Origin of the sequence: Nitrosomonas europaea, assembly GCF_900167395.1 — a bacterium.
Lineage (GTDB): Bacteria > Pseudomonadota > Gammaproteobacteria > Burkholderiales > Nitrosomonadaceae > Nitrosomonas > Nitrosomonas europaea.
The window spans coordinates 11932-27747 of sequence record NZ_FUWK01000001.1 but is presented as its reverse complement, the minus strand read 5'-3'; the positions used below and the strand labels follow the sequence as shown (position 1 = coordinate 27747).

The 15816-nt window shown below is 52.5% G+C and carries 17 protein-coding genes and 1 CRISPR repeat array; of the genes, 4 read left to right on the top strand and 13 right to left on the bottom strand.

The window, feature by feature from the left end; all coding sequences use genetic code 11:
• Positions 1 to 20: 20 nt before the first annotated feature.
• Positions 21 to 1694 carry a dihydroxy-acid dehydratase gene (gene ilvD / locus B5D58_RS00145; RefSeq protein ID WP_011110756.1) on the bottom strand — a complete coding sequence of 558 codons (1674 nt, stop codon included), beginning with the start codon at positions 1692 to 1694 and terminating at the stop codon, positions 21 to 23.
• A 126-nt stretch (positions 1695 to 1820) separates the two neighbouring features.
• Here ilvD and lgt point away from each other — a divergent pair, with 126 nt between their 5' ends.
• Genes lgt through dapE form a run of 4 tightly spaced genes read left to right on the top strand, consistent with a single transcriptional unit; the run spans position 1821 to position 5797 of the window.
• Positions 1821 to 2657: a prolipoprotein diacylglyceryl transferase gene (lgt, locus tag B5D58_RS00140; protein WP_011110757.1), complete on the top strand. Its 837-nt coding sequence runs from the start codon at positions 1821 to 1823 to the stop codon at positions 2655 to 2657.
• Between the two features lie 19 nt (positions 2658 to 2676).
• Positions 2677 to 3837, top strand: coding sequence for an MlaE family ABC transporter permease (locus B5D58_RS00135; protein ID WP_011110758.1), 1161 nt, complete (start codon positions 2677 to 2679; stop codon positions 3835 to 3837).
• The gene (locus tag B5D58_RS00130) at positions 3837 to 4616 is read left to right on the top strand and encodes an ABC transporter ATP-binding protein (RefSeq protein ID WP_011110759.1); all 780 of its coding nucleotides are present in this window, start codon (positions 3837 to 3839) and stop codon (positions 4614 to 4616) included. The genes B5D58_RS00135 and B5D58_RS00130 overlap by 1 nt, the downstream gene beginning before the upstream one ends.
• Before the next feature lie 50 nt (positions 4617 to 4666).
• A complete protein-coding gene (gene dapE, locus B5D58_RS00125) occupies positions 4667 to 5797 on the top strand; it encodes a succinyl-diaminopimelate desuccinylase (RefSeq protein ID WP_011110760.1) in 1131 nt (376 codons plus the stop codon).
• 38 nt (positions 5798 to 5835) lie between these two features.
• On the opposite strand, the gene B5D58_RS00120 is transcribed toward dapE, so the two are convergent.
• The 12 genes from B5D58_RS00120 to csm4 form a co-directional block, all read right to left on the bottom strand.
• Complete coding sequence (locus tag B5D58_RS00120; RefSeq protein ID WP_011110761.1) at positions 5836 to 6279, bottom strand: hypothetical protein; 444 nt, start codon at positions 6277 to 6279, stop codon at positions 5836 to 5838.
• Positions 6280 to 6508: 229 nt separating this feature from the next.
• A CRISPR array of direct repeats spans positions 6509 to 6969; the repeat unit is 36 nt; unit sequence GTCTCAATCCCTTTGAAATCAGGGCATCGGTGTTTC.
• A gap of 118 nt (positions 6970 to 7087) precedes the next feature.
• Positions 7088 to 7372 (bottom strand): CRISPR-associated endonuclease Cas2, encoded by a 285-nt coding sequence (gene cas2, locus B5D58_RS00115; RefSeq protein WP_041356917.1) that lies wholly within the window; start codon positions 7370 to 7372, stop codon positions 7088 to 7090.
• Positions 7373 to 7438: 66 nt separating this feature from the next.
• The gene (cas1, locus tag B5D58_RS00110) at positions 7439 to 8422 is read right to left on the bottom strand and encodes a CRISPR-associated endonuclease Cas1 (protein WP_011110763.1); all 984 of its coding nucleotides are present in this window, start codon (positions 8420 to 8422) and stop codon (positions 7439 to 7441) included.
• A gap of 21 nt (positions 8423 to 8443) precedes the next feature.
• Positions 8444 to 8722 (bottom strand): CRISPR-associated endonuclease Cas2, encoded by a 279-nt coding sequence (gene cas2, locus B5D58_RS00105; RefSeq protein WP_041356287.1) that lies wholly within the window; start codon positions 8720 to 8722, stop codon positions 8444 to 8446.
• 97 nt (positions 8723 to 8819) lie between these two features.
• The gene (gene csm6 / locus B5D58_RS00100) at positions 8820 to 9944 is read right to left on the bottom strand and encodes a CRISPR-associated ring nuclease Csm6 (protein WP_011110765.1); all 1125 of its coding nucleotides are present in this window, start codon (positions 9942 to 9944) and stop codon (positions 8820 to 8822) included.
• A gap of 182 nt (positions 9945 to 10126) precedes the next feature.
• Entirely contained in the window at positions 10127 to 10285 is a 159-nt protein-coding gene (locus B5D58_RS13800) for a hypothetical protein (protein ID WP_158297450.1), read from the bottom strand.
• Positions 10286 to 10441: 156 nt separating this feature from the next.
• Complete coding sequence (gene csx2, locus B5D58_RS00095) at positions 10442 to 11608, bottom strand: TIGR02221 family CRISPR-associated protein (protein ID WP_011110767.1); 1167 nt, start codon at positions 11606 to 11608, stop codon at positions 10442 to 10444.
• Positions 11605 to 11901 carry a CRISPR-associated protein Csx16 gene (gene csx16, locus B5D58_RS00090; protein WP_011110768.1) on the bottom strand — a complete coding sequence of 99 codons (297 nt, stop codon included), beginning with the start codon at positions 11899 to 11901 and terminating at the stop codon, positions 11605 to 11607. Before csx16 ends, csx2 begins: the two co-directional genes overlap by 4 nt.
• Positions 11898 to 12854: a CRISPR system precrRNA processing endoribonuclease RAMP protein Cas6 gene (gene cas6, locus B5D58_RS00085; protein ID WP_011110769.1), complete on the bottom strand. Its 957-nt coding sequence runs from the start codon at positions 12852 to 12854 to the stop codon at positions 11898 to 11900. The genes csx16 and cas6 overlap by 4 nt, the downstream gene beginning before the upstream one ends.
• Positions 12832 to 13095: an AbrB/MazE/SpoVT family DNA-binding domain-containing protein gene (locus B5D58_RS00080; RefSeq protein ID WP_011110770.1), complete on the bottom strand. Its 264-nt coding sequence runs from the start codon at positions 13093 to 13095 to the stop codon at positions 12832 to 12834. The genes cas6 and B5D58_RS00080 overlap by 23 nt, the downstream gene beginning before the upstream one ends.
• Before the next feature lie 27 nt (positions 13096 to 13122).
• Positions 13123 to 14865, bottom strand: a complete 1743-nt coding sequence (gene csm5 / locus B5D58_RS00075; protein WP_011110771.1) for a type III-A CRISPR-associated RAMP protein Csm5 — start codon at positions 14863 to 14865, stop codon at positions 13123 to 13125.
• On the bottom strand, positions 14865 to 15815 hold the full coding sequence (gene csm4, locus B5D58_RS00070) for a type III-A CRISPR-associated RAMP protein Csm4 (RefSeq protein WP_011110772.1): 951 nt from the start codon (positions 15813 to 15815) through the stop codon (positions 14865 to 14867). The genes csm5 and csm4 overlap by 1 nt, the downstream gene beginning before the upstream one ends.
• Position 15816: the final 1 nt, after the last annotated feature.

The following is a 15816-nucleotide window of genomic DNA, read 5'->3' as shown; positions in this document are numbered from 1 at the left end:
GGATTTTTGCTGAAAATAGATTAATCGGTGACTGCACCACGGCTGGCAGTGGATACCAGCTTGGCGTATTTCGCCAGTACGCCGCGTGTGTAGCGTGGTGCAGGTGGATGCCAGGCTGCCCGGCGGCGTTCCAGCTCGGCTTCAGGAACATTCAGTTGCAGCAGGCGACGGTGTGCATCGATCGTAATCGAATCTCCCTCTTGTACCAGGGCGATCGTTCCGCCGGCGAATGCTTCCGGTGCCACATGGCCCACCACCATTCCGTAGGTACCACCGGAGAAACGCCCATCGGTAATCAACCCGACCGAATCACCCAGCCCTTCACCGATCAGTGCTGAAGTGGGAGAAAGCATTTCGCGCATGCCGGGTCCGCCCTGTGGGCCTTCGTAGCGGATGACCACCACATCACCTGGCTGGATTTTGCGTTCAAGAATGGCAGCCATGCAGGTTTCTTCAGAATCGAACACTCTGGCGGGACCGGTAATACTGGGATTTTTGATGCCGGAAATCTTGGCAACCGCACCTTCTGATGAAAGATTACCTTTCAGGATCGCCAGGTGCCCCTGTTCATATACCGGATTGTCCCAGGGTTGAATCACATCCTGATCGGCACGCGGCTGTTCGGGAATGTCTTTCAGCACTTCCGCGATGGTTTGTCCGCTGATGGTCAGACAGTCGCCGTGCAGCAGGTCGTGTACCAGCAACATTTTCATCACTTGCGGAATACCGCCCGCTTTGTGCAGATCCGTGGCTACATAGCGTCCGGAAGGTTTCAGATCGCACAATACCGGTACGCGTGCACGAATGGCTTCGAAATCATCGATGCTGAATTCCACTTCGGCTGCATGGGCGATGGCCAGCAGGTGCAGCACGGCATTGGTCGAACCTCCCACCGCCATGACGACAGATACCGCATTTTCGATGGATTTGCGGGTGATCAGGCTGCGCGGCAGAATCTGCTTTTTGACCGCGTCCACCAGTACTTCGGCGGAGCGTATGGCGCTGATCCGTTTTTCCTCATCTTCTGCTGCCATGGTGGAAGAGTAAGGCAGGCTCATTCCCATTGCCTCGATGGCAGATGACATGGTGTTGGCTGTGTACATACCACCGCACGAACCGGCGCCGGGACAGGCATGGCGTTCGACTTCCAGCAGTTCATGATCGTCTATCTTGTGCGCGGTATGCTGTCCGACAGCTTCGAAAGCGCTTACGATGGTCAGATCACGGCCCTGGTAATGGCCAGGTTTGATGGTACCGCCATAGACGAAGATGGACGGTACGTTCAGTCTGGCCAGCGCGATCATGGCGCCAGGCATGTTTTTATCGCAACCACCGATGGCGATGACGCCATCCATACTTTCCGCCTGTACGCAGGTTTCGATCGAATCGGCGATCACTTCGCGCGAAACCAGAGAATACTTCATGCCTTCGGTACCCATGGAGATCCCGTCGGATACGGTGATGGTGCCAAACATCTGCGGCATGGCACCGGCGGTTTTCAGCGCATGTTCGGCGCATTTGGCAAGGGTATCCAGCCCCATGTTGCAGGGTGTGATGGTGGAAAAACCGTTGGCAACCCCGACGATAGGTTTATCGAAGTCTCCGTCACCGAAACCGACTGCGCGTAACATGGCGCGGTTGGGGGTGCGTTGTGCACCTTGGGTAATGGTTTGGCTGCGTCGATTATCTGGCATATTGTTTCCTCATGGACAGGTGAATGAATTACGGGCCCGATAAGGGGATGATCGCGGGTGATGTCTGCTGCGATCAGTGGGCATTGCCGTATAATGAATATTTTACCGTAAGTCAGGCTGCTGCCCATGCTCGTTCACCCACAATTCGATCCGGTTGCAATTTCCATCGGTCCGCTTGCTGTTCGCTGGTACGGGTTGATGTACCTGCTCGGATTTTCACTGTTCATTCTGCTGGGGCGTTATCGCATCCGACAACAGCCCAATGGCGTGTTTACCCGGGAAATGCTGGATGATGCATTGTTCTACGGAGTGCTGGGTGTGATTCTGGGTGGGCGTCTGGGTCATGTCCTGTTTTATGAACCGGGTTACTATCTGCAGCATCCGCTGGAGATATTGGCCATCTGGCAAGGTGGCATGTCCTTCCACGGCGGGTTTCTCGGTGTTGCCATCGCCATGCTGTGTCTGGCGCGTAAGTACCAGCTTTCATGGCTGGCCGTCACGGATTTCATCGCACCGTTGGTGCCGCTTGGATTGGGAGCAGGGCGTATCGGTAATTTCATCAATGGTGAATTGTGGGGGCGCCCCACCGATGTGCCGTGGGGGATGATTTTTCCGTATGCGGATAATTTGCCGCGCCATCCCTCACAACTTTACGAGTTCGCATTGGAAGGACTGGTGCTTTTCGCGCTGATCTGGCTTTATTCTGCCAAGCCAAGGCCGCTGGGTGCCGTTACCGGAATGTTCATGATCGGTTATGGTGCATTCCGCTCGTTCTGTGAGTTTTTCCGTGAGCCGGATGACGGTTTTCTCGGCATCATGACGCTGGGTATCAGTATGGGGCAGTGGTTGTCCCTGCCGATGATTGCAGCCGGTATCGCGCTTTTATACTGGGCATACCGATATGACGGCAAACCGGAAAAAGCGGCCCGGAAACTGCCGCGCGAGCGTAAAAATCGGGATTGACCGGCGGAATCGATCGGATATGGCTATGCCCTCTGATTTGGCGGCCGGGAATAATTCCCGGTATCGGCTTGTTACCACGGCAGCAGGTGATACCCTTCTACAGCTTACTGGCAGCTTTACGCTCACCTCACTTGATCGATCATTTCCCACAGTAACAAAAGAACTGGCAAAACTGGCCAGCCAATCTGACGCCAGTAGCCTGCACTGGGATCTGACTGATGTCAGCCAACTGGATTATGCGGGAGCAGTCATGTTGTGGCGGATATGGGGTGAACAACGGCCTGCACATCTGCTGTTGCGACCCGAGCAGGAGAGAATGTTTTTGCGGCTGGAAAAGTCGGTATCGTTACCCGAGCAGCCACGACGCATATTGTTTTTGCCCATCTCTATGTTGGGAAAACAGTTGCTCCGCTTTCTCGACCATTTGACCGGCATGATCACCCTGTCCGGGCAGATCGTGCTGGATCTTTTTTTTCTGATGACCCATCCAGGCAGAATTCCGGCGCGGGAAATTTCTGCAAACCTGTATCGTACCGGTGCGCAGGCCCTTGGTATTACTGCTGTCGTGGGATTTCTGATCGGTATCGTCCTAAGCTATCTTACTTCAGAGCAGTTACATATGTTCGGGGCGGATATCTACATCGTCAATATTCTCGGGATGAGCATCATCCGGGAACTGGGCCCGATGCTCGCCGCCATACTGGTTGCCGGCCGTTCCGGTTCTGCCATGACAGCACAATTGGGTGTCATGCGTGTTACTGAGGAACTGGATGCGCTGACGGTGATGGGCATTCCCCACAGCATGAGGCTGGTGCTGCCCAAAATCATCGGACTGGGCATTGCCTTGCCCCTGATCGTACTCTGGACCAGTGCAATCGCGTTGCTGGGCGGGCTGGTGGCGGCAGAACTACAGATCGGGTTGAGTATTCACTATGCGCTGACTGCTTTGCCTGATACCGTGCCGATTGCCAATTTATGGCTCGGTCTGGGTAAAGGGATGGTTTGTGGTATGACGATTGCCCTGATCGCCTGTCATTTCGGGTTACGTATCAAACCCAATACCGAAAGCCTGGGAGAAGGTACTACCAATTCCGTGGTGACTTCGATAACTGCCGTCATCCTGATCGATGCCATCTTTGCCGTGGCGTTCTCTAATATCGGCATCAGGATAGCGAGCTGATGGCAATCATCGATCCGGTTATCGAGATCACCGGGCTGACTACCCGCTTTGGCAGCCACATCATCCATGAAAATATCGATCTGACGGTATACAAAGGAGAAATTCTGGCGCTGGTCGGCGGCTCCGGCAGCGGCAAAACCACTTTGTTGCGTCAGATGCTCGGGTTGGTCACGCCTGCACAGGGCAGTGTCAGGATATTAGGGGCGAGACGATATGATTGCGGCCGTGAGGAACAGAGAAAACTGCGTACTCGTTCCGGTGTGCTGTTTCAGCAGGGTGCACTGTTCAGCGCGTTGACGGTTTTCGAAAACGTGGCGTTGCCATTGCGGGAAATGCGTACGTTGTGTGAGGGCACGATACGCGAACTGGTCATGCTGAAACTCGGTATGGTCGGTGTCGAGGCACAACATGCCCGGAAAATGCCGGCGGAGCTATCGGGCGGGATGGTCAAGCGGGTTGCGCTGGCACGTGCCCTGGCGCTGGATCCGGAGCTGCTGTTTCTGGATGAACCCACCGCCGGACTCGATCCTGCACTGAGCGAGGGTTTTGTCGACCTGGTACGCTCATTGCGTGAGGAGCTGGCGCTGACGGTCATCATGGTTACGCATGATCTGGATACCCTGGTTGCGATTTCCGATCGCGTGGCTGTACTGGCCGACCGGCGTATCGTTGCACTGGGGCCGATACCGGAAATCATCACCATCGATCATCCGTTCATCACGGCCTTTTTTGGAGGGATGCGCGGCCGTAATGCATTGCGTGCTCTGCAGCAACACTGATTTATTTGTTGCCCTGTTATTTCATTCGAATTTCAAACCAAGGAAACACAATGTCCAACAGTACCCTGACACTTGCCCAGATGTTGATTGCACGTCGTTCGCTGACACCTGACGATGATGGTTGCCAGAAAATGATCATGCATCGTCTGGCAGGGCTTGGGTTCAAAAGCGACTCCATGACCTTCGGCGAAGTGGAAAACCTGTGGACGAGAAAAGGTTCCGACGCACCACTGGTATGTTTTGCCGGGCATACCGATGTCGTGCCGACCGGGCCGGTTACACAATGGGATAGCGATCCTTTTACGCCGGTGGTTCGGGATGGCTTTCTCTACGGGCGCGGTGCGGCGGATATGAAAACCTCCTTGGCTGCCTTCGTTACTGCGATCGAGGAGTTTATTGAGCTGCATCCCGATCACAAAGGCTCGATTGCGCTGCTGATCACCTCGGATGAAGAAGGGCCGGCAGTGGATGGTACGGTAAAAGTCGTGGAAGCACTGCAGACGCGCGGGGAAATGATCGATTATTGCATCGTGGGCGAGCCCACCTGCACCAACCAGTTGGGCGATACCATCAAAAACGGCCGACGTGGCAGTTTGTCAGGTAATCTGACTGTCAGAGGCATCCAGGGGCATATTGCGTATCCCCATCTGGCCAGAAATCCTATCCATACGGCCGCACCGGCCATTGCCGAGCTTGCGCAAACCGTGTGGGACAATGGTAACGAGTATTTCCCCGCCACCACCTGGCACATTTCCAACATTCATGGCGGTACCGGCGCAACCAACGTCATTCCCGGCGAAATCAACCTGCTGTTCAATTTCCGTTTCTCCACCGCCAGCACGGTCGATTCACTCAAAGCACGGGTACATGAAATTCTCGATCGGCACGGACTGGATTATGAACTGATCTGGGAACTCTCCGGTAAACCTTACCTTACCCCGAGAGGAACCCTGGCCGACGCAGTCAGTGCGGCCATTCGCGAGGTAACGGGTATCGAGCCGGAACTTTCTACCACCGGTGGCACTTCCGATGGCCGTTTCATCGCTGATATATGTCAGCAGGTGGTGGAATTCGGGCCGCGCAACGCAACCATCCACAAAATCAATGAATCTGTGGAAGTTGCAGATGTCGAACGCCTGGCCCGAATTTATCGCTTGACGCTGGAAAACCTGCTGCTTTGATAAGAGATGTGTTGATTGCCTGAAATGAAGACAGAAAATCAGGATTTATTTGTATTTTTTCCACGCAGCAGCTCAACCAGTTTTTCGCTCAGTTGAAATCTGGCGGTATTCTTCCCGGTTTCGCCGGTCTGGCTGATCAATCCGTAAGAAGTCAGCGAATCCAGCAACGGCAGCAGATCACTGTGATCCTCCAGGAAATAGGCGATACAGGGACCTCTGCGATGAAATCCCCAGCGCTCCCACCCCCAGCCTTTTTTCAGCACATAAAATTCCCGGTGAAATTTGAAATCGGGATTTTCTACATCCTGCTTCATTTCGTTGAGCAAGCGCTCATGTGTCTGCCACAACTGATCGAACAAATTGATAGTGCCTGCATCGACCGTTTTTTGTGTCTTGTTTTCACTCGGCTTCATGAAATAACTGGCGAGATAAATCGTAAGCGCACCCGCCAGAAATCCTGCCACCAAACTCAAAATATCCATTTCTCCTCCATCAATGTAATTTTGATCAGTTATTTTCAGGCTGAGCAGTATAACAAGTAAAGCGGGTGTATCTGGAGCTGTTGCGGGTTTACGTTGCCAACGTTGAATTATTCTTGGATATATATGGCCGGGGAAAACAGCAGACAAAACGCATTTACGCACTAATCCGGCGGTAATTCAGGGTATCGGTGTTTCGGTATCCTGCTGTTGAAAAAGATAGGTGGGCGTTGTCTCAATCCCTTTGAAATCAGGGCATCGGTGTTTCATCTCTTAGTCAAGAAAGAAGACAAAAATTACTTTGTCTCAATCCCTTTGAAATCAGGGCATCGGTGTTTCAAACCAGAATCAAGAAAGAAGACAAAAATTACTACGTCTCAATCCCTTTGAAATCAGGGCATCGGTGTTTCCCTTGGCTAACGCGATCAGTTATGGTGATCCTAAGTCTCAATCCCTTTGAAATCAGGGCATCGGTGTTTCGATTCCATGCCGAAATCTTTCCCAACGAGACCTATGTCTCAATCCCTTTGAAATCAGGGCATCGGTGTTTCTCGGCGTAGATTCGGAGAATACTGCTCGGGCAGTGGTCTCAATCCCTTTGAAATCAGGGCATCGGTGTTTCAGAATATTAATGTCGGCAATGTTCAGGCAAACGGAGTCTCAATCCCTTTGAAATCAGGGCATCGGTGTTTCTGACCACCGTGTTTTTCTTCCGCCAGATCAATAAATTGCAAAGGGCGATAAGGAAAACTGATGGGATGTTGCAAGTTACCTCTTTTTAAACGACTGTTTCTTCCAGATACATTATATTTTACCATTTGGCCGGCAGGCCACTCCATTGTATGCCTTCCGGCAGTGTAGGGCGGCCGATACGCGCTTTCAGGCCGCGGCCCGGTAGTGGATAAACCCGCAAATCGTCCTGTTTTTCGTCAATCAGCTCGATGGCATCCTGTATACAGCGTTCAAGCTGACGATCGTCACCCCTGAACAGGAATACCGAATACTGCAATGGTACTGCCCGTTTGATCAGATAACGATACAAGCGTCCTAATCTGCGTGGGTCAGTGATGTCGTAGCAGATGATAAAGTCACTCATTGCCTGTCTTTTCAAAAAATGATCCGCTGGCATGGGACCCGGGTAGTGGTGCACTTATTCTCATATTTATTCCCAATCTCCGGAATCGTGATCCGGTGTATTTCCTGATTCGGGAGTCAGAGCGCTGCCAACTTGTTCGGCCAGTTGTTCAATTTCCTGATTGATTCCTTTGCGCAAGATCTCACTATGTTCCTCATACGCTGCGTAGTAACGCACGCGACCAGCCTTGCCAAGCAGGCACCCTGATTCAGTTGTGGTGAAATGATCCTTGTCGAGCACTCGCCGATGTACCAGTGCAAAGGCAAAACGATCCGCCAGTGGTCGCAGTGGCTCCAGTAGGTCGGAGGCGAGCGATTCGCGACCAAAATCCAGGCGGTGATAAAAACCAATGTAGGGATCGAATCCAGCACCATGCAATGCAATCGTAATTTCACTGTGCAGCAGGGTGTAAGTAAGCGAAAGCAGGGCATTGAACGGGTCACGCGGCGGACGACGGTTGCGGCCATGAAAATGCAGTGAGCCCGGGATGACAGCCTGCAGGCCGGTGAAGTAGCGTGCAGCAGCGGAGCCCTCGATACCACGCAGACTGGCTGCGTTATTGATGTTACCGAGACGGGCCCGATGCTCTTCTAATCCGCGCAAGGCGCGGCTGAGTTCGTAACGTGCCTGGATATCGTTTTCACGCAGCTCGGTAAACCATTCGATTTGTCGCGTCAGCTTGCGTTCGATGAGTTCTCTGGCAATTATTAGACTGGCTGGTTCATCGAGGCTCAAGCGTACTTGGGCGACACGCCGGGCTGCATCGTTGTGCGGTCTGGCCAGAAGCAGACTTGGTCGGCTGGTGCGACCGCTGAGAATGACTACGCCAACACCGCGTTCACCAAGCTTGCCGAGTAGTGCCGCTGGTAGATTGACATCGCCACGTAGAAATACGCGTGTCAACGGGGCAATGGGCACTGTACCAATGCGTTCACCATTTTCCCGGAAAACGATAGCACCAGATTCAAGCCCAAGTTCTACACCGCGGCGATCAACGAACAGGCTGGTCATGATGTTTTTTCCTCCTCACTTTCAGACAATACAAAAGTGTTGCACTGTGAATGTGCTGGCATTGCCGTAACAGCGTGGCTTCATACGCGGATCAAGGCTGAGGATGTGGAGGCGATCTGCCTGTGTGTCCATCAGCTTGTCGAGCTCAGTGCGAATGGTGTGCAACTCTGTCGGGGTTACCCATATTTCAAATACGGATTTTTGCCCGCTGACTTTATAGCCGGTGAGATAGCGACAAACCTGGCGCAGACGGCGCGGATTGCAGATATCGTAGGCGACCAGGTACAAGTTCCGATTCATGTGAAGTATCGTAGCCTTTGCCTTGTATTTGTTGCGGGATGGTAAGTTTGCCGTGCCAAGCACCGGAAACAGATTTTCTCACTCGACGCCGATAGTTTCATTTACTGCCTGTGCCAACGATACGAATACGCTCGGGAGGCAGTGTGAGACCACGCCGTGTATGCGGGCGTTTGCCCGTAGTCGTTAGCAGATAGGGGGCAGCTGCCGGTCCAAGTGTGTCTTTCAGCACACGTTCCAGTTTCGCGTTTTTGGTCTGAAAAAACTCCTTCTCCATGCCGTTGCCGAGCAGCTCGGCGGTTTTCTCATAATCAATGGCATCAATACCAACCACTGTCCGGTAAATATCGAGAAATAATCTGGCATCGGCTTCACGCCAGGTTGTTTCAGGCCGCCCCTGTCGGGCTAGCGTAGCCCACCACGCCAGCCATGCAAGCAGTTGCGGTTTCATGGCAACTGCAGTAGTGCCACAGACGACGTTTCGCTGCTCCAGATCAATCAGCAGGCATGGTGGTGCAAAACTTTGCTGCAAGGTAACTACCGTTTCACTGAACCCGGCGCGGCCGGCAATCAGAGTAGCCGGCAGCCCGTGCCGCAACCGTACCACAGGAATTTCTGCCAGTGTAACAATGGCCTCGGCAGTATCAATATGATGCCCGTCTCGTGTTACCAGGCGGCGTGGCTGACGTGGCGGGTAAAAAAAATCCGGATGACCTTCAAAGGGTGATGAAACCAGAACATGGGAGAGATTATCCTGCGGCCGGGCAAACAGTGAAAAGGCATACCCCAGATAAAAACCCATGGTCTTGCGCCCGCCGGCAATCGAAACATGCAGCGCCGCGTCAGCATCCTCAGTAAGTTGGGCAACAAGTGCCGTGATTGTGTCAGCCGCTGCGGCATTTTCGGCCGGTGTGCGAATGTCGGCGAGTTTTTCCTGGTGATGGCTGATGATATGGATGCAATCTTCATCAAAACGGGGGAGGCCGATCTGTGGCTGGTCATTCAACAGCGCATGAAAATGTCCACCATCGGGGTGCAGCAATGCTGCCCGCGCCAACCGTGCTCCATCGGTAGTGGTCAGCAGATGTATCTCTGTCGGAATAAAGGGCGTGGCCCGTGCCACAGCCAGAGCGTACAGCGTTTCAGTGACAATCTGCGGTGACAGCCCCGTAACACATAACAGTATGCGGTGCGGATATTCATGGGGTTGGAGCGGCTCTGGCATAGTGGAACAATTTTCCTGGCAGGTATTCAGTAAGCAAATTTATAGCAGTAAAGACACTGTCTTCTAATGCTTGAACAATTATTGCGAGGTAGATACACCGAAGCAATCCAGTCAGACAATACAAAGATACCGAATTGCCACGGGCGGCTTCGCAATGATGGCGAAAATGAGAGACTGGAAAATTACCAATCAGAGGAAATCTTCTCTGAATCGGAATTTTTGAAGATTGCAGCGATGCCAATCGTGGTCACTGCGATGATGGCAAGGTTCTCTGTTGGAATATCCTTGGCTTCTTTCAACACATCTTCCAGAGCCCCAAGAATCGAGTCTAATATTGACATTTTGTTTTCCTTGGTTTGAAAAATAAATTATTTCCAATGTAGGCAGATAACTCAGTCATCCGTTGAATGGATTCATGGCACGACACGAGAAAATCTGACAGATGCAAAGTTTATCGTTTCGCATTGCCATGATGGTATATGGCAAGCTTGCCGTTATCAGTTGAACAGGCTGCGACGAAATTTTTTGAGCTGGTCATCAAGACAGTTTTCATCATTGACCATCCTGATGATTTCCTTGTCATCGGATTTAATGCCATGTGCCAAAGCGTTACGCAGGTATTCAAGTTTTCTGACCTGTTTGTTATCTTGCCTGGCATCTTTCCAGGCTTCATCACGCTCCGAGAAATCATTCGGATTGAGTTTATGCTCCAGCACGGCGCGTGTAACAAAGGATTCATAGAGGTAAATCACAGCGCGTACGTAATCGCGGCGTTCAAGGTAGGCATCGGCAAGCGCCAGTTCCCATGCTGCACGATCCGGCTCTTTAAACCAGTTAATGCGTTCTGTCAGTGCGTCACGGAACAACACGCCCATCGGTCCGTTATGTGTTTTGATGGCAGAGAAGACGCTGCCCAAGGTTTCACGTGCTTTGACCGGATTACTGCTACGCTCGAAGTAGGCTGCACGGGTAAGTTGTTTGGCTTTGCCTTCAGGCAATCCATCCTGCTGCAACAGGGAGGCAAAAACGCCATAGTCACCATCCTTGTTGTAGGTGGCCAGAGATTCAACCCAATCAAGCATTTGCAACATGCCATCCAGTTGCAATACAGGTGTTTCACCATTCGTGGAAGTCATTTCTAGCGCGCCGTAATAAAGCCCGCGAACCTTTACATCTTTAACATGAGCAAGATAACGTGCGGCGACCAGCGCCAGCATAGGCAGATGGCGAAAGCCATGGGTGACATCGAGGAAAACCTCTTCACTGCGATGCACCAGTTTAGCCAGGGTCAGCAAGACTTCTGTCTGCTCTGCAGCATCTCGGGCATAGGGAATCAATCGGCAAATGACCGGCAAGCCGAGCCTTTTCGTCAACCTTTTCTCCTGGGCGGAAAGCATATCGGCATCGACGCGAGACTCACGCACTGCATCAATCAGAGCCAGTACATCGTCATCGGAGGCATCTTGTTGTTCGAAGAACACATCCCACATACTGCCTGCCGTACCGACAAGAATGAGACGCTCTGGTCTCAGATAGCCAGCCAGTGCCAAGCCGAAGTAGGGAGTAGTATGCTTACTGTCATCATCGAAACGGTAGGTTGCAGTGCGATAACCGGTGGTTTTGTCGGCAATTCCTTTGCCGAGGAAGCTGATGAGAGTAGTCATGAATTTACCTTTTTTACAATATATTCTTCTAACCTTGCTTCGCACGCTGTCAGAGTTGCAGCATCCAGCTCCCGACCGCGCAGATGAGCCGGCAGATTAAGCGAGAGATTGAAGTAACGTGCGCCGCGATTACAGATTTCTGCGGCAAGATTGATCGGCAGCGAGCCAATGACGGTATCGCCCGCAGTAATTTCACATGGATCAAGATGGGCTGCATGTTTATCCCATTGGATACCTTGACGTGCCACCCATTCGATTGCGCCGGGATGACGGGTAACGAGCCAGATGGTCATGCGGCAATAATCCGGTAGCGGCCCAGGCCAAAGCTGGCATTCTTGCCGGCATGGAGCCATTGTCCAAACCACAGCGCCGGCCAGAAAGCAGCAAGCTCACCGTGCAAATCCCAGCGGCCGGTCAGTCCACCTAGCGCCATTTTCTGTTTTTGCCGACTGGAATAACGTTGCCAGTCGCGCCAGCTGAGTTGCCGCTTGCCGGTTACGCTACTGGTCAGTTCACCTAAGTGGCGAAAATCCGGCTGCCAGGCAGCTTCGCCATGGAATTCGCTGATCAGCGCAAACCGCCGTACCAGCGCCATGAGCAGGGCGCGCTCAGTGACAGTCTGTGCCTTGAGCGGCACGCCATTGTTCTGCAGGCGCAGTGGGGTGGTGATATGCAGCCGTATAGTGGCAGCAGGCGGTGGCGGGCAGGCAAGCCGGGTTTCGTGCGGTTCGATCTGACCGTTTTCCGGCGTATAAACCGGGATGGAACTATCCGGCTGTTCCAGCACGATACTGGTCAGTTCGGCTGTGCCGTCATCGGGGCCAATGCCGCGCGCCAGCGCACGCCGCCAGGCCAGAATGGCAATGGGCAGTTCCTGCAGTGCACAGCCGATCAGTGTGAAGTGGAATGACAGCGTATCGCCGGGATGCAGTACACGCGTTCCCCATTCTGGCGGTTCAATGATGTAAGGTACCGGAATCCTACTGAAATCCTGCAACGGATGATGTTCAGGTGGAACCGGTTCAAACAGTATGGTGTAGGGACAGTCGCGCCGCAGCGGACAAGTTGTACAATCCTTCTCCCGGGTAATGCAGCCGATGCTGCGCAAGGCATGTCCAAACGCGCCGCGCAACATGGAACCGGCATAATCCGGCAACCGGATTGAACGTGTCACCTGCCAGTCAAGGCGATAACGCCCCAGAGACAGGGTGGGAGAAGAAAATTCAGCCATGTGATGTGTGCTCATAAATTGCTCCAGCTCGCCGCTCCGCGATCAACTCATCTGCCAGAGAATCACCGGCATAATCAGCCATCATTTGCCCAAAAAAACGTTCGGCACGCTCAAGTTCCTGCCGACGTGAGGTGAGAATGATTTGTTCGTCCTCTTCCTTCCAGATAACCTCATCCCCCTCTTTAATCTCCAGTTTGTTACGGAATTTTTTGGGGATTACCACGCGACCATCTTGTGACAAAATTGCTGAATTCATACTGTTTTTACATTTAATGACAGATTTTCAGGTGCGCAAGGCTGATAGTTTCAGCTTTTTACGTTCATCTTTGAGCTCCACCTTGACCAGTTTGGGCAACCATTCTTCGATCGCATCAGCAACAGCGCATTTCTCGTCGATTGTCCAGTCCGCACCTTCCAGCGCAGCTTTTACCAATTCTCGTGCAGCTGTGTGAATGGCAGCATTGGGATTCTCCTTGCCACCCCGGAGCTGTTCTGCGCGCCGGGCGCACATGGATACAAATGCTTCGATACGACGCTGATTCTCCGTCATGGCTGCCAACGCAGCTTCGCGGGCAGCCTGTGCTGCAGCTTTGGCCTGTTCGGCGGCGGCAGCTTCAGCCTGGCGGCGGGCACTCTCGGCAATCGCCTGTTGTCTGGCGCAACGTCGCTCAAAACCGGGTAGATCAGCATGCCAAATCTGATCCGGGTTACTCAGGACGATCCAGCCGTGTGGCAAAAGATCAGATGGCTTGTCCAGATCGTCACCGCAATACCAGATGGTTCGGGATTCGTCATCGAACGTATAAAGACGTATCTTTTCTTCTTTGCCATTGGCCTCGCGCTTATCCTCATTGAGCATGATCTTGATTTGGCGGCCACTAACAGTATTGCTGTTTGCGCCACCATGTTTGCCGATTCGCAGCAAAAGGCAATTGCCGGTTTTAATTTGGTCACGCAAACCAGCATCAAGGATGCTTTGAGTCTGTTTTCTCCATTCTGATGTCGGATAGAGCTTCCCAAGCATAGCGAGGTCATCGTCCAACCGATTTAGATAGTAGCTGTTACATGCCTTGACGATACCTGTCCATAACAACAATTTATCGGCTGAAGGGCTTATGAGTTCATTGCGATGGTTGCGCCTCCCCGCGATCTCATGAAGATTTTGCAATGTCAGAGATAAACTGAAGGCGGCGGGTTGGTGTTCAAGAATGTATTCCAGGCGAGTATAGAGATTCTTTACCTGCGCCTGACTGCGACGGCCGGATCGGCTGCGATTAAGACAAAAGCGAATCTCGCGCTCAATTTCAATATCAAGTGGGGCAGCGTCACTCACTTTGAGGGCGCGCAGCGGATCGGTTTCAAATTTACCGCCGAGCAAATCAGTACCAAGAGCAGATGAAACATCTGCAATGGCTTTCTCAATGTTTTTACGTGCCCGATCGTAATCCCACTTCGTGTGTTGGAGCTTCAGCCGTAACAGCAATTTGCCATTACCAGGGTCGTACTCCTCGATCATGGTGTTGAAATCTTGAATCTGCCTCATGAGCACCGTCGAACACGGGTTATTACCTGCGATGTGCTCGTTGAGAATAGCTGTCCGGATAGCACCCTTGATGCTGCTACCCGGAAGATAAGGCAACTGATTGAACGGTTGATACGAAGTTCGCTCGACACCATTCCGGTTGAAATCATTTTTTTTATCCTGCGTACTTTTATAGTGCGCATGCACACCAGTACACATCGAAACGTGGACGCTGGCTAGTGGAATGATTTTGTCGCGATACTTACTGAGCACTTTATGTACTGCACGCAATTGTTCCGTGTGCGCTTCGTCATTAGATAATATGGTGAGAATATCGCTGGAAATACCCGCATCACTTAAATCAGGCAGTATGCCTGCATTGAATCGATGTAGTACGCCAGATGTATCAACCACATATTCGGTAGGCTCATAGTCTTCGCCGCAACCAATGTGCACTGGTGACAAAGTACTCACAACCAGTTCTTGCGTATCCAGAAACTTCATCAGATAGCCTCCATACAAATTCCCAGTACCGGTGCATAACCCTGGTGGACTGCTGCCGTTTGCATCAGCGATACCTTTGCCAGACCGCTGCCAATGAAATGGATTTGCGCCATGTTGTTTGTCGGTGCAAAAATGGCGCCTGTTGCCGCCAGCAGCAGCGGTTGCTTGAATGGATTGGCGCCCAGTGCCAGCGTGCCGCCATGCCGGCCAAAACGGGTCAGTACCTGCCAGTAACTGCGTGAGGTTTTAAAACCTTGTCCTTGCGGTGAGCAAGGTGCCAGCGTCCAGTAAGCATTGGCATTCGGGTGTGTTTGTTTGAATAATGCCGCTTCCTCTATCTGCTCCACAGCAAATTTTCCCAGGCCGATGCTGGCATCACGGCCATAGCCAACACTGCCAATATATTCAAGCAACTGGTGCAATGTTTCACGCGGTAGGCGATCTTCATCGAGTACACACCACAAATCCATGCGCTGATCGCGCTGGTAGAAAATTTGTGACTGGGTGTAAGGTGCAAATTCACCTGTACCTGTCGTGCCGGTCAGCCGGTTGAGTGTGTTATGAAACGCGGCAGCCTGGATCGGCCTGCTCTGTTTACCGTAAACCTCTTCATCAGAAACGGCGCTACTGAGTAACTGGCGCAGTGGTTGTGCAATCTGGCTGTGTGGAATCCAGCGTTTGCCCTTGGCTTCCTTGCGTTTTTTCGGATCTTCCTCGCTGTTTGCCTGTAATGCTGCTGCAACGGTGGGACGCGGCAGGTAACCACTCGGGAACCCATCGGAAACCACCAGCCAGGGGCTGCCGGCGGTGTAACCATCGAGCAGTGCTTCGAGTTTTTCTTCCCCCAGCATTTCGCGGACAGCATGGCAAAGCTGACCAAACAAGGTATCACCCGCCAGCGGGGTACCCAGTGGCGAACGCAGCCGAAGAATTGCACGCAGTGGAGTCATT